The organism is Acinetobacter sp. HZNU-JH01, assembly GCF_037996845.1.
Classification (GTDB): domain Bacteria; phylum Pseudomonadota; class Gammaproteobacteria; order Pseudomonadales; family Moraxellaceae; genus Acinetobacter; species Acinetobacter haemolyticus.
Window position 1 is genome coordinate 2392062 of sequence record NZ_JBBMZX010000001.1, and the last position, 13565, is coordinate 2405626.

13 protein-coding genes are annotated in these 13565 nt (G+C 40.2%); 4 read left to right on the forward strand and 9 right to left on the reverse strand.

Features of this window, described 5'->3' with window-relative positions:
- Nucleotides 1–33: 33 nt before the first annotated feature.
- Nucleotides 34–441 (reverse strand): hypothetical protein, encoded by a 408-nt coding sequence (locus tag AAC851_RS11370; protein ID WP_004637793.1) that lies wholly within the window; start codon nt 439–441, stop codon nt 34–36.
- Nucleotides 442–663: 222 nt separating this feature from the next.
- Nucleotides 664–885, reverse strand: a complete 222-nt coding sequence (infA, locus tag AAC851_RS11375) for a translation initiation factor IF-1 (protein ID WP_001284370.1) — start codon at nt 883–885, stop codon at nt 664–666.
- A gap of 230 nt (nt 886–1115) precedes the next feature.
- On the opposite strand from infA, the gene AAC851_RS11380 reads away from it, so the two are divergent.
- A complete protein-coding gene (locus AAC851_RS11380) occupies nt 1116–2123 on the forward strand; it encodes an AraC family transcriptional regulator (protein WP_004637794.1) in 1008 nt (335 codons plus the stop codon).
- A 48-nt stretch (nt 2124–2171) separates the two neighbouring features.
- Here the strand turns inward: AAC851_RS11380 and truA are convergent, their stop codons facing one another.
- From truA to asd, 5 genes are all read right to left on the reverse strand, one after another.
- Entirely contained in the window at nt 2172–2969 is a 798-nt protein-coding gene (truA, locus tag AAC851_RS11385; protein WP_134252907.1) for a tRNA pseudouridine(38-40) synthase TruA, read from the reverse strand.
- A 15-nt stretch (nt 2970–2984) separates the two neighbouring features.
- The gene (locus tag AAC851_RS11390) at nt 2985–3950 is read right to left on the reverse strand and encodes an asparaginase domain-containing protein (protein ID WP_134252906.1); all 966 of its coding nucleotides are present in this window, start codon (nt 3948–3950) and stop codon (nt 2985–2987) included.
- A 64-nt stretch (nt 3951–4014) separates the two neighbouring features.
- Nucleotides 4015–5220, reverse strand: coding sequence for a FimV/HubP family polar landmark protein (locus AAC851_RS11395; RefSeq protein WP_134252905.1), 1206 nt, complete (start codon nt 5218–5220; stop codon nt 4015–4017).
- 58 nt (nt 5221–5278) lie between these two features.
- Nucleotides 5279–6703, reverse strand: a complete 1425-nt coding sequence (locus AAC851_RS11400; RefSeq protein ID WP_340600881.1) for a FimV/HubP-related protein — start codon at nt 6701–6703, stop codon at nt 5279–5281.
- Between the two features lie 183 nt (nt 6704–6886).
- On the reverse strand, nt 6887–8005 hold the full coding sequence (gene asd / locus AAC851_RS11405) for an aspartate-semialdehyde dehydrogenase (RefSeq protein WP_004637799.1): 1119 nt from the start codon (nt 8003–8005) through the stop codon (nt 6887–6889).
- A 186-nt stretch (nt 8006–8191) separates the two neighbouring features.
- Here asd and AAC851_RS11410 point away from each other — a divergent pair, with 186 nt between their 5' ends.
- The gene (locus tag AAC851_RS11410) at nt 8192–9337 is read left to right on the forward strand and encodes an endonuclease/exonuclease/phosphatase family protein (protein WP_161411291.1); all 1146 of its coding nucleotides are present in this window, start codon (nt 8192–8194) and stop codon (nt 9335–9337) included.
- Between the two features lie 240 nt (nt 9338–9577).
- Here the strand turns inward: AAC851_RS11410 and AAC851_RS11415 are convergent, their stop codons facing one another.
- Nucleotides 9578–10513, reverse strand: a complete 936-nt coding sequence (locus tag AAC851_RS11415; RefSeq protein WP_340600882.1) for an LpxL/LpxP family acyltransferase — start codon at nt 10511–10513, stop codon at nt 9578–9580.
- Between the two features lie 207 nt (nt 10514–10720).
- On the opposite strand from AAC851_RS11415, the gene AAC851_RS11420 reads away from it, so the two are divergent.
- Nucleotides 10721–11263, forward strand: a complete 543-nt coding sequence (locus AAC851_RS11420) for a DUF4334 domain-containing protein (RefSeq protein ID WP_161409201.1) — start codon at nt 10721–10723, stop codon at nt 11261–11263.
- A 55-nt stretch (nt 11264–11318) separates the two neighbouring features.
- Here AAC851_RS11420 and AAC851_RS11425 read toward each other — a convergent pair whose 3' ends face one another.
- Nucleotides 11319–13232 (reverse strand): ATP-binding cassette domain-containing protein, encoded by a 1914-nt coding sequence (locus tag AAC851_RS11425; protein ID WP_161404855.1) that lies wholly within the window; start codon nt 13230–13232, stop codon nt 11319–11321.
- 32 nt (nt 13233–13264) lie between these two features.
- On the opposite strand from AAC851_RS11425, the gene AAC851_RS11430 reads away from it, so the two are divergent.
- Nucleotides 13265–13510, forward strand: a complete 246-nt coding sequence (locus AAC851_RS11430; RefSeq protein ID WP_075316243.1) for a SlyX family protein — start codon at nt 13265–13267, stop codon at nt 13508–13510.
- Nucleotides 13511–13565: the final 55 nt, after the last annotated feature.

A 13565-nucleotide genomic window follows, 5' to 3' on the forward strand; every position in this document is an offset into this window, starting at 1 on the left:
CTAAGGCTGCGTTTTTTTATTTGGGATATCGCTTTAGCAAGCTTTGCCTTCATAGCGAATTGAGCGCGCAATTTGTTGCTGATCGAGCTCAAAAATAATATGGCAGTAAAAATTGACATCATAAGACTGTTGTCGGGTAGAGGCTGAGTTTAATCGCACTGAACCTCCCATATTTGGCCCTGAACCACTTATAGACTCGGCAATGGGTATAGGAATGTTAATTGGTCGCAAAACCGTATACGTTAAGGTATTTGTTGTCATTTGAGGATGTTTAAGCGTTTGAAAGCCTAAGTCATTCAAGTTGAGATTCTGTTGAATGTTCTGAGCAGATTGTCCGATGTAAGGTTGGAGATAATCTTGTAATTGAATAGACTGCCATTTGGGTGTTGCACAGCCTTGCAATAGTAATGCGAAGAAAATAATAAAAAATTTATAATGCATTGCGACTATTTCCTTATTTTTGGAATAAATAATTTTTTATATTTGATCGAAGAATATGAGATGCGTATACAAATCTATCGGTTCTGGAGACGATATTATATTACAGTGATAATTACTATTGCTCTAAACAACTAAGTGAGTGTTAGATCATTAAATAGCGTATTCGCTTATAGCTTATAAAAAAAGCCACATGAGTTGTGGCTTTTTTGCATTCACGAATTCTTAGCGCGCACGATAAGTAATACGACCCTTTGTTAAATCATAAGGTGTCATTTCAACTTTTACGCTGTCGCCTGTCAAAATACGGATATAGTGTTTACGCATTTTACCAGAAATGTGAGCAATAACTTCGTGACCGTTTTCTAAACGTACACGGAACATAGTATTAGGAAGCGTTTCGGTGACAACGCCTTCGAACTCGATGAGTTCCTCTTTATTGGCCATGGCCTACCTGATGATCAAATTGGAAAGGCGCAAATTATAGTCAATTTATTTAAAATTTACAAGATGAAGTCACGATAAGGCAGCCAGATATTAGCCGAAAGAAATTGTTAGACAATTTATAAATTTTTTTTACAAAAGAAGCAGAATATTGTTGTCAGTTTGGTCAATCAACGTTAATCTAAATTTATTGTTCATTGTCACAATAACGTACTTACAGGGAAGGGCACTGCGTGGGTCAGCTAACAGATGCATCAGTTGTATTGCGCTTTGGTTATCAGGCAATTCGTAAAGCAGGATTACCGACTGAAGAGATTTTAACCAAGGCTGGAGTGGCTCTCAATCAAGTTGATACCAATGCACGAACGCCATTAAGTGCACAGAATGCATTTTGGATCGCTGCACAAGAAGTAAGTAACGATCCTGATATTGGGCTACATCTTGGTGAGCATTTGCCTTTGTATCGAGGGCAGGTCATTGAACATTTGTTTATTAGTAGCGAAACTTTTGGTGAGGGGCTAAAGCGTGCTTTGGCTTACCAACGTTTAATCAGTGATGCTTTTGATGCGAAATTGATTATTGAAGATGGTCGTTGTTATCTCAGTAATGGCGAGCAATATTGGCCAGATAACTTGGTGAATCGTCATTTTTCTGAATGTGCGATGTCGGGTATTCTACGGTTCTTTAAGTTTATTACTGAAGGTCAGTTTCAGCCGATTTATATTGATTTCAATTTTAATGAAGGTGCTGACGATGATGAGTATTTTCGTGTTTTCGGTTGTCCTGTGAGCTTGGGTCAAAAAGAGACTCGACTTTATTTTGATGCAACTGTATTAGATTATCCGTTATGGCAAGCTGAACCAGAACTATTGCAGCTCCATGAACAATTAGCGATTGAAAAATTACAAGAGCTAGCCCGCTATGATTTAGTGGGTGAGGTACGTCGTGCCATTGGTTCAACCTTGGAAAGTGGTGAGACAACTTTGGAGACAGTTGCCGCACAATTGAACATCACACCTCGCCGTCTAAGAACTCAATTGAGTGAGGCAAATACCAGTTTTCAGCAAATTCTTTCTGATTATCGTTGCCGTTTAGCCAAAAAGTTATTGGCAAACACCAATGAGAGTGTAGAGCGTATTGTGTATTTAACTGGATTTTCAGAGCCAAGTACTTTTTATCGCGCATTTAAGCGCTGGACCAATGAAACGCCTGTTGAATATCGTAAGCGTAAACAACGATAATCTTTCCTAAATTCTTAAAAGTCTTATCCTTAATCGATAAGGCTTTTTTTATTCAGGGAGATTTAACCACTGTGGTCCTAACGGTGGTTGGGGGAGATCAAACTGTTCAGGATACTCTGCTTGAATGAAGTACAGTCCATCGGCAGGTGCCGTAATACCAGCGGCTTTGCGGTCTTGTGCAGCGAACATGTGATCAATATGGTCGATCTCATACATCCCTTGTCCAATCTCAAGTAAGCAGCCCATAATATTTCGCACCATATGATGCAAAAAACCATCCGCTTGGATATCAAGAACTAGATAGCGGCCATGTTCAAACAAACGACAATGTTTGACGTGGCGTACAGGTTGATTGGATTGGCATGCTGCAGCGCGGAAGGTCTCAAAATTGTGCGTGCCTTCAAATTTTGCAGCAGCAGCAATCATTTTCTGTACATCAAGGGTTTGATAGAGATGGGTTACTTGCTTATACAATAACGCGGGGCGAGTTGGGGCGTTATAAACGATATAGCGATAGCGTCTTGCGCGAGCTTTAAAGCGAGCATGGAAGCTTTCATCCATGCGTTTAATCCACTGAAGTGAGATATCCTTCGGAAGTTGGCTGTTTGTCCCCATGAGCCAACCACGATCTGGGCGGATTGCGGTAGTATCAAAATGCGCAACCATATTGGTTGCATGTACTCCTGCATCCGTACGTCCAGCACCATGCAACATAATAGGGTGATCTGCAATTGTGCTTAAGACTTTTTCAATGGTTTCTTGAACACTTGCAACGCCTGCTTGTTGTGTTTGCCAACCACGGTATTGAGTACCGCAAAATTCAATACCAATTGCATAACGTTGCATGTCTTAACCTCAGAATTAGTGTTGCTGCCAATGAGTGAACCATTGATCGTGGGTCGGGTATTTTAAATACATTTGCAGGGCTTTTGCATATAAATCGGCATGGCTATGACAATCATTGAGCAAAACTTTGGCGGAATGAATCCATGAACTAACTGCATAACGTTGATCTATTTGCCCGAAGGTGACTTGAGTACTAACAATGGTGAGGCATTGGCGCTGATAGAGGGCTTCAAATAACGATAGTATCTCATCATTGACAGCAATATTGCCCGTCCCAAATCCTTGTAAAATTAAAAAGTGAGGTGGGTTTGCAAGAATATTCTTTAGCTGTAGGGTGAGCTGCTCTTGCGCGATGGGTTGTAACATCAAGTTGAGTACGCTGAGCTGTGTGGCTTGTTCAAAATGTTCATTTTGGACCACAAAATAATCGGCGACAGTATGACATTCTTGAGTTGCTGCAACACCTGCAAATGCATTCAATTCAGTCGTATGAACTTTTTGTGCTGTTTGTGCATGGAAAATCTGTTGATGAAAGGCAAGATAGACACCAGCAGGGAGTCGAAGGACTTGCTCACATGCGAGAGTTAAATTACTCAATGCATCAGTAAACTCTCGGATGTCATTTGCATCAATGTTGAGTAGAGGATACTGGCTACCTGTAATCACGACATGGCAAGAATGCCCTATGAAACGCGCAAGTGTTGCTGCTGCATAGCTTAAAGTATCTGTACCATGGATGATGACAAAATGCTGAAAACCGTCAAGTTGTAGTTGCTGAACTTGTTGTATAAGTTGGAGCCAGTCTGTTGCAGTACAAGCGCTACTGTCTTTGATGCTTGGTGCAGCAAAACACTCTACCGAGAAATGTGTAGGGATTACTTTTTTCAGTGCAGGTAAAAAGCTGTGTTCAGGCATCGGCATTAAAGGATCACCAACGCAGCCAAAGGTTCCACCCATATAAATTAAAGCGATTGTTTTCATAATAGAAATTTTTTCATCATAAAAAAAGCAGTCATGGAGACTGCTTATTTTAGACCGATCTGCTTTATGACGCTATTTGATTCAGTAATTTTTGTGAACGTTGTTGTTGTTCAGCATTAAACTGAGATTGGCTGCTTTGTAGCAATGCTTGGGCAGACTCGTATGCCCCAAGTTCGATGTATTGCTCAGCAAGATCTAAGTTAAGTTGAGCTTCGTCTAGCTGCTGCAAATCTGGAAAAGATTGGGCAAGTGGATCAGTTAGCGTAACAGCTTCTGGTACGACCTGTGCAGGAGAATTTGCTGCTAAATCAACATTTGTTTCGGTTGTACCAAAGTCCAATTCAGCTTTTTCTAGTTCAACTGGACTGTCTTCAAATGCCACTTGTTCAGGTGCGAGGTTCGGGGATAGATCCGCTTTAGATTGAGTCTCCTCAACTTTATCTAAAGGTTGAGTGGGTGCTAACTCTAAATTACCAAAGCTAAAATCTAGGGCTGGTTTTTCTTCAGGCTGTTTTGTTTCTTCGATACTTGGTGTTGAATCAATACTTGGGGTAAATGCCAGCGCTTGCTGGTCTTGAACATCTACAGCAGTAGTGTCAGTTTTGGCTGTTTCTTTTTGCTCGAAAGAGAAGTCAAAATCTAAAGGTTCAACGGCTGATTTCGGCTCTGCAACCTTTTCTTGTTCAGCAGGTGCAATATATTCAGATTGCAAGTCATCAAAACTTTGGGGAGTATCTTGTGCTAAGCCATCAAACTCAGATTTTTGCTCTGATGTCGTGTCTATCGTAGGAGCACTAGCTTGATGGTCGAACTCAATACTGTCAAATGAAGTCGCTTTTAACCCTTCTTTTTTCTTAACTTCAGCAGCTTGAGCAATATCGGCTAACTTTAATGCATGCAAATGTTTGATCAATTGATCAATTGCGAACTCATCTTTTTGTGCTAAATGAATATCTGCTAAAAATAAATATAATTCATGTTGAGCATTATCTTGTTTTAACGCTTGGTTAATCTGTGCTTCAGCAGTCAGATAATTACCCTGTTGAATTTCATGACTCAGTTTTTGACGCAGACTTTCCGAGATTGGTGTTGTCACTGCTGGGGCAGGTACATGCTCTTCTTGAACCAATGTAGTACGCGATGAAGCTTTTTTCGCAGTTTTGCTAGCAGTTTTTTTTGCTGCGGTCTGCTTTTGCTGACCTTCACGCTTTTTAAGAACGATTGCTACAATCAAAACGATGACGAGCAATACGATTATTATAGTTGACATGATCTATACCCCTTAAAGCCAGAACCGCTTTATACAAATCTATAAATGTTTTCGTAACTTAGTGCGCTGAATTCTTCGCTTCCTGTTGCGCTTTCAACTGATCTTGTAGTGCAGCGAGTCGAGCATTGAGCAGTTGAATCCGTTGTTCCTTTTGGCGTAAAGCCAATTCTAACTGCGTTACGTTTTTTTGTAATGTAACGGTTTTTTCTCGTGCTGTCATAACTTTTAATGACAAGTCTGCAGTGCTTTTTTGCTGTAATGTGTCTTTTTTGGCACTTCCAGTGCTTGAATCTTGATTGCTTTCCGCAACTAAGGTCATTTCAGCCTGTTGCAAGCGATATTTCGCTTTCTCAGCTGGTATACGTGATTGTGCAGTTATAGTTGATGTTGGTGGTGTTTTTCTCACTGGAACTGAGTTGAGATTGAAGTTTAAATGAGAACCTTGTCTTAAGCGATTGGCATTGCCGCCGATAAAAGCATGTTCGTTCTGTTGCTTAATTTGATGCATCACTTGATGTAATGGTTGTTGCGTCTGCGCTGAAATGCGTTGGGCAATACTCCAAAGTGACTCATTTCGCTGTACGACATGCTGTTGAGCATTGGCTGATGCTGGTTGTTGATTGGTTGGCGCTTTAGGCTTTGTTGCCTCTTTTAACGGCTGTTTTTGGGCCTTTTCAGATGCTTGTTCTATTTTTACTTCTGCTTGGGCAGTTTCTATTTTGCTTTCATTTGCTGTGGTATTGCTTTGCGTAATGGCTTCATCTGTAGCAGTTTGAGTTGCTAACGTATTTGTATTGGCTTGATTTTTAGCTGTAGAGTTGATTTCTTCTTTTATTTGAGCTTGCTCAATAGTTGCAGTTGCAGTTGCAGTTGCAGTTGCAGTTGCAGTTGCAGTTGCAGAATGACGTGTCTCTGAAATATTTAAGACGGGAGGGAGTACAAAGGGCGCGTTTAAGAGCTTTTCTTGTTTCAAACTGGGCTGGGTTGTTGTATTAAATTGAGTACTTTCAGGCAGGTTTAAAGCAATGTCTTTTTCACTTACGATGAACTTGGGTGTCAAAGATTTTTCATAGCTGCTTTTAGCATTGTTTGCGACTTTGGCATTTTGTCGAATGGGTTGTCGAATATGCTTTAAATGTGAGGCACTACCTTCTTGTATTTTTAGAATAATATTTAGCTCAGGATCTAGCATTGGGCGGGTAGAGGTAACAACGATAACACCCTCGCCGCGATTATTACGACGTGTAAAAAAATTGAGATGTGCAGGTGGTTGATGTGTTGCACCTAACATACGCAAGTCATCTGGTGTTGCTAATGAAACCTCTAATCTTGCATTTGAATCTGCTTGATGAAAGCTCATTTCAGCATAAAGTAATTCACCAGGTGCAGATTGAATTTGCAGCGGGTCAAAGGTAATCGCATAAAGAGATTGCGAAGATAAAATGGCTAAAATGGCAATTTTTAATTTGTTATTAACAGTCATCTCGATCCATGAATAGTGGTGTTGTAGTCAGGTCTAGGGCCCGTTGATATTTCAGCCATGGTGAAATGCCAACACTAGCTGAGTATACATTACCGTGATGTAAATGGATTGTAAATTCCTTATCTACGGTAATAAAAAAAGCCGATCAAATGTGATCGGCTTTTGTTTTTTATCAGTTTTTGCTTACGCGTTCTTGAATTCCACAAGAATGCGTAACATACGACGTAAAGGTTCAGCAGCGCCCCAAAGTAGTTGGTCTCCTACCGTAAATGCACCGAGGTATTCTTTACCCATGTTCAATTTACGTAAACGACCAACAGGTACAGTTAAAGTACCAGTAACTGCAACAGGGGTCAGATCGGTCATTGACGCTTCGCGTGTATTAGGAACAACTTTAGCCCATTGACTCGAATTACGGATCATATCCTCGATCTCATCAAGCGGTACATCTTTTTTCAATTTCAAAGTAATTGCTTGAGAGTGACAACGCATCGCACCGATGCGGACACAATGACCATCGATAGGAACAATTTGTTGATTACCTAAAATCTTGTTGGTTTCAACTTGACCTTTCCATTCTTCTTTTGACTGACCACTTTCGAGTTGTTTGTCGATATAAGGGATCAATGAACCTGCCAATGGCACGCCAAAGTTAGCTTTAGGGAAGCCTTCACCACGTTGTAAGTCAGCAATTTGACGATCAATATCAAGAATTGCAGACTTAGGGTCATCTAATAATTCTTTAGTATTGTTGTACAAATAACCCATACCTGTAATGAGTTCACGCATGTTTTGGGCACCAGCACCAGAAGCTGCTTGGTAAGTCATAGAGGTCGCCCACTCAACCAAATTATTTTGGAAAAGTGAACCTAAGCCCATCAGCATCAATGAAACGGTACAGTTACCACCAACGAAAGTCTTTGTTCCGTTGACTAAACCATCTTTGATCACATTTAAGTTTACTGGATCAAGAACAATGATTGCATCATCTGCCATACGTAGTGTAGATGCAGCATCAATCCAGTAACCATCCCAACCCTCGGCTTTAAGTTTTGGGAAAACTTCAGAGGTGTAGTCTCCACCTTGACAGGTCAAAATGACATCCATTTGCTTCAGACTATTAATGTCCGTTGCATCCATAAGTGCTGGGGCAGTCTTACCACCAAATGAAGGTGCTTCGCCACCTGCATTACTGGTAGAGAAATAAAATGGCTCAATGTGAGCAAAATCATTCTCTTCAACCATACGTTGCATAAGGACAGAACCTACCATCCCACGCCAACCGACCAGACCTACTTTCATGTCATTTTGCCTCGGTATCTAAAAAACTTTAAGGGGCTTGAGTGTATCAAAAGTGAACGCAACTGCAAGCGTTACATGAATAAAACAGTTGATTTATTGTGTGGAATTATTTGTTTGTGTTAGATGGAAAACTGATAAAGCCACAACTTTATTTAAAATTTATCACCTCCCAAGAGAAAAATGAACATGATATGGATTCAGGTTGGTGCGGTACTGGTTATATGGCTGACGTTTTGGTCACTGATCCCACGAGATGAATGGTGGTTTCGAGGAACGGATTTCCCTCGATTGCAAATCTTAGCCGTTGGTCTTTTTATTTTCTGTGCGATGTTATTTGTAGTCGCAGATTGGACGATCTGGAGTGAGGTGCTGTTTGTTCTATTAGTTGCCGCAATTGCTTATCAATTAAAAATGGTTTTGCCGTATACGCCATTGTGGAAAAAGCAAGTGCTTAAAGTGAAGACTGGTCAATTAAAGTCTGAACAACAAATCTCATTATTGGTGGCTAATGTTTTAACACCTAATGATCAATATCATTTGTTGTTAAAACAGATTGAAAGTTTAAAACCTGATGTTGTACTAACACTTGAATCTGATGTAGTGTGGCAGCAAGCATTGAGTTCAATTGAAAAAGATTATCCTTACCGCGTTCCTGTTCCTCTGGATAATTTATATGGTATGCATTTATATAGTCGTTTACCACTTAGCCATAGCGAAGTTAAATTTATTTTAAGTGATGAAATTCCATCGATTCACACAACTTTAACTCTGCCATCAGGTTTGCATGTGCAATTATATTGCTTGCATCCTAAGCCCCCAAGTCCAACTGAAGCAAAAGATTCAACGCTGAGAGATGCTGAGTTACTTATTGTTGGGGATCAGATTAAAGATCTGGATCAATCTTGTATTGTGATGGGCGATTTAAATGATGTTGCGTGGTCCAGAACTACACGATTATTTCAAAGAATTAGTGGTTTACTCGATCCACGAGTTGGTCGCTATTTTATGAATACTTTTCATGCTGATTATCCTTTGCTGCGCTGGTCTCTCGACCATATTTTTCATAGCACCGATTTTGGTTTGGTTGAAATGAAAAGACTTGCTCATATTGGCTCTGATCATTTTCCTATCTATGTGGTTTTGCAAACAGATCGCATTTTTGAGCAGCAACACCAAGTGTTAGAGCAAAGTGCAGAAGATGAGCAGGATGCAAAGGAAGCGATCCAAGATGGTATAGAAAAAGCTGAAAAAGAAGAGAAAATAGTTGTAGATGAGTTGGCTCAGCCACATAAACGTGAGATGGAAAGTGAAAATAGACAAGGAGTATTGTAAGCATTATCGTACAGGAATTTAGGTCTACAGCGAATAGTCTGACAAGATTAAAAGGTTTATTCTAAATACATCAGTACAAGGAAGCAGGAATGGATTTCCGTTTAAGGATAGCAACGCTGAGATGGATAAAAGCATTATGGATATGATGCATGCGATGGACGCAAGAGAATAAAAAAGATGTGAAAGCACAACCTCATTTGCCCGAGTTTTGCAGGATGCGAAACTCGGGTTTTAATTTTTTTAATAAATATCTTCATACCCTTCAGCACGGGTTTTAAAACGGCGATGGAACCACATCCATTGCGTTGGTGCAATGCGTAGTTGAGCTTCAATGATTTTATTGACACGAATCGCATCATCTACTTCATCTTCACTTGGCATATTTTCGACGATTGGTTCGATAAGGACTTTATATTGTGGATTGCGGATATCACCATAACGGTAAAAATACAATGGAATCGCAACGGATTTAGAGATTTTTAATAAACGACGATGCGCAGTCACGGTTGCAGCAGGTACACCAAAAAAGGGAGCCATCACACCTTGTTTTAAACCAAAATCTTGATCTGGACTATACCAAATAGCACCGCCATCTTTTAAACGACGTACTAAGCCTCGCATATCATCATGATCAATTTGTTGTTGGTAAATGGTCGCACGACAACGATAAATTAACATATCGAGCATTGGATTGTTTTGTGGTCGATAAACTACATCAGGTTCGAAATATTGAGCACAAATAAAACCACCAGCATCAAGTAGAGTGCTGTGTGTGCCAAGTAGTAGAATACCTTTACCTTGAGCCTTTGCGTTGGTGATATGTTCTAGTCCATCTATGCTATGACGACCCTTAAACCAATTTGGGCAATACCATGCATTTAAAGTTTCAAACATACCGATCATCATATCAATGAAGACCTGTTTGGCTTTCGCCTCGACTTTCTGAGCTGACCATTCAGGAAAACACAGCTCTAAATTCCTTAGCGTGGTTTTACGACGTGATTTAAGCAGGTGCCAACACAAAGCTGCTAAAACATGCGCCAAGCGCCATTGAATCACCCAAGGCAGGATAGCCAAAAGCATAAGAAAAGTAAGGGCGATCCAAATTTTCCAATATTTTGGAAGTAAAAATTCCCATCGAAACTCGCCAGGAATATAAGACTGTTGTTGGCTCATAGACTTAGATGCGTAAATTAATTGAATTTTTGTGAAGTGTAACACGAAGTTGCTTGTGAAATAATTGTTCTAAGGGGTTTGTTATATTGCTTATAAAAAACATAAACTGGTGTTCGAGTTTTGGCCTACTCCTATGCAAATGAAAGGAAAACATCTTGATCTGGCCATATTATCGAAAATTTAAAAACAAAAACTAAGGAAAAATAGATGAATATCCTAGAGTTGCTGCAAGGGAAGAAAATGAATTCTCAGGAGATGGTGGGCTTCTTTGATCATTTGGACGAGATAGATTGCGAGTTTATGCATGGTCAATGGAAAGGTTTAGAGGTATTCACTGATCATCCAATGAATGGTGTACTGGATCATGCAAATTGGTATGGAAAATTATTTGTAGACAATGAAACCGTTTTTCCTCTTGTTTTGTTTAATCCCAAAAGAACCGCATTGTTTTCGATTGATCCTAAATGGTTGCCACTAAGCTTGGATTTTAATCTTCTAAAAAGAAATAGTCAGTATCTGGTCGGTGCTTTGAGATTACTCAAAACAGATAAAAGCAAAGCAAGACTAAGGATGATTGAGTTTAGAGGTAAATCATCTGCAACCATGATTTATGATGAAAAGCCGATTCATGATGTATTTAGACGTATTGACCAAAATACAGTGCTTGGGTGGATGGATTTAAAAGCTCAAGCTCAGCCTTATTTTTTTATTCTTATACGAGATGATATGAGTAAACTAAATTTAGAATAGACCAATCTTCAAATTGTTATTTAAAACAATTTGAAGATTGGGTGATCGAATTGAATTATAAGCCTTTGCTAAGATTTTCTAACACATCCCAACGTTCTAACTTTTCTAGCAGTAACTCTTCAATTTCTGCTAGACGTTGGCTGGCTAAGGTCGCAGCATTGGCATCGCTCACAAACCATGAACCATCCGCTAGTTTGTCTGAAAGTTCAGTTTGTTCTGCTTCTAATTTCTCAATCTCAGCAGGAAGTTGCTCAAGCTCACGTTGATCTTTATAGCTTAACTTTACTTTTTTCGGCGCTGGGGCTGCGGCGGCTAATGCAGCAGCTTCAGCTTTGGCTTGCGCTTTTTTTACATCACTTTTTTGATCAACGACTTTCTGATCTGGACGTTGTTCCAAGTAGTCTTGATAACCACCAATGTATTCATCAATATTGCCTTTGCCATCAAACACCCAAGTTGAAGTCACGACATTGTCCATAAATGCACGGTCATGTGAGATTAACAGGAGAGTACCTTTATACTCAGACAACATTTCTTCAAGTAACTCAAGTGTTACCATATCCAAATCATTGGTTGGCTCATCCATCACAATTAAGTTTGATGGTTTGAGAAGAAGTTTTGCCAACAGAATTCGGTTACGCTCACCACCAGAAAGTGCTTTCACAGGTGTGCGTGCGCGTTCAGGTGAGAATAAAAAGTCTTGTAAATAACTATAGATATGACGACGATTACCATTCACATCGACAAAGTCTGAGCCTTCCGACACGTTAGCCATAACGGTTTTTTCGAGGTCGAGTGCATTACGTAATTGATCAAAATAAGCAACTTCGAGTTGTGTCCCTGTTTTAACCGAACCACCGTGTTGGATTTGACCTAAAATCGCTTTGATAAGTGTAGTTTTGCCGACGCCATTATCGCCAACTAAACCAATACGATCTCCACGTAACACGATTGCAGAGAAATCTTTAATCAGTGGTTTACTGTCATAGCTGACGCTTAAATTCTCAATCTCAAACACCAACTTACCTGAACGGTTGGCCTCTTGGGTCGCCATGCTGACTTTGCCTTGTTGTGAGCGGCGTGCTTTGGACTCTTCACGTAATGCTTTTAAGGCACGAACACGTCCTTCGTTACGGGTACGACGTGCTTTAATACCTTGACGAATCCATGCTTCTTCTTCAGCAAGCTTTTTGTCAAATAAAGCATTTTGCTTTTCTTCGGCTTCCATTTGTTGTGCTTTGAGATCAAGGTAGCGTGAATAGTTACCTTCATAGCTGCGCAAAATGCCACGATCAAGTTCAACAATTCGTGTAGCGATACTGTCTACAAATGAGCGGTCATGTGAGATAAATAAAAGCGTTAGATTATTTTGGTCCAGTAAGAATTTTTCTAGCCATTCAATACTTTCGACATCCAAGTGGTTGGTTGGTTCGTCGAGTAATAATACATCTGGTTGGGTGAGTAGGGCGCGCGCGAGGAGCACACGACGTTTACGACCACCTGAAAGGTCAGCCAAATCTGCATTTGGGTCGAGTCCCATTTTGCCCAAAATAGTATTTACTTTGTTTTCTAAAGCCCAGCCATCTAGCTGATCTAGTTTGTGTTGTAGCATGCCCATACGATCACAGGCATCCATATCACCGAGTACACAGGCATCGCTTGCCTCATGGTATTCTTTTAATACACTGGCGGCTTCACCAGCACCATCAGCAACAATATCTGCTACTTTACCCGAATCCATAGGTACATCTTGGGCTAACATTGAAACAGTTAAACCATTTTGAATCGAAACTTCGCCACCATCAGGCAATAAGCTTCCCTCAATGAGTTTAAGTAAAGTAGACTTACCTTCACCATTACGACCGATTAGACACACTCGCTCACCTCGTTCTAGGTTAAAGTTCGCGCCGTCGAGTAGGGCTGGTCCGCCAAATGCGAGATGGACATCCCTTAAAGTAATATAGGCCATAATGTTTCCTAAAAGCTCAGATGAGGTCTGAAATGACTAAACAACAAAATTTCGATGATCACGCGTCATTGTCCGCACCCATTGAAGATTTGCAAGTGCGAATTGCATTTTTAGACGATTTAGTTGAACAACTCAATCAACAGCTCGCTATTCAGACACAAGAAATCGCAGTTTTAAAGAAACAGATGCAAATTTTGTATCAACGTGTTGAGGCTTCTGACTTGTCTGAAGGCATTGCACCTTTTGATCCGGTGAGTAACAAACCACCGCATTATTGATAAAATAAATCTTAAACGCTAAAGTGATGAAATTAGGGGATTTTACATTTAGAGA

Bases quoted from the DNA above. Each gene is read 5' to 3' on its own strand.
- AAC851_RS11400 (WP_340600881.1), bottom strand. From the start codon at position 6,703: ATGACTGTTAATAACAAATTAAAAATTGCCATTTTAGCCATTTTATCT.
- AAC851_RS11390 (WP_134252906.1), bottom strand. From the start codon at position 3,950: ATGAAAACAATCGCTTTAATTTATATGGGTGGAACCTTTGGCTGCGTT.
- asd (WP_004637799.1), bottom strand. From the start codon at position 8,005: ATGAAAGTAGGTCTGGTCGGTTGGCGTGGGATGGTAGGTTCTGTCCTT.
- AAC851_RS11430 (WP_075316243.1), top strand. From the start codon at position 13,265: ATGACTAAACAACAAAATTTCGATGATCACGCGTCATTGTCCGCACCC.
- AAC851_RS11395 (WP_134252905.1), bottom strand. From the start codon at position 5,220: ATGTCAACTATAATAATCGTATTGCTCGTCATCGTTTTGATTGTAGCA.
- infA (WP_001284370.1), bottom strand. From the start codon at position 885: ATGGCCAATAAAGAGGAACTCATCGAGTTCGAAGGCGTTGTCACCGAA.
- AAC851_RS11415 (WP_340600882.1), bottom strand. From the start codon at position 10,513: ATGAGCCAACAACAGTCTTATATTCCTGGCGAGTTTCGATGGGAATTT.
- truA (WP_134252907.1), bottom strand. From the start codon at position 2,969: ATGCAACGTTATGCAATTGGTATTGAATTTTGCGGTACTCAATACCGT.
- AAC851_RS11370 (WP_004637793.1), bottom strand. From the start codon at position 441: ATGCATTATAAATTTTTTATTATTTTCTTCGCATTACTATTGCAAGGC.
- AAC851_RS11420 (WP_161409201.1), top strand. From the start codon at position 10,721: ATGAATATCCTAGAGTTGCTGCAAGGGAAGAAAATGAATTCTCAGGAG.
- AAC851_RS11425 (WP_161404855.1), bottom strand. From the start codon at position 13,232: ATGGCCTATATTACTTTAAGGGATGTCCATCTCGCATTTGGCGGACCA.
- AAC851_RS11410 (WP_161411291.1), top strand. From the start codon at position 8,192: ATGATATGGATTCAGGTTGGTGCGGTACTGGTTATATGGCTGACGTTT.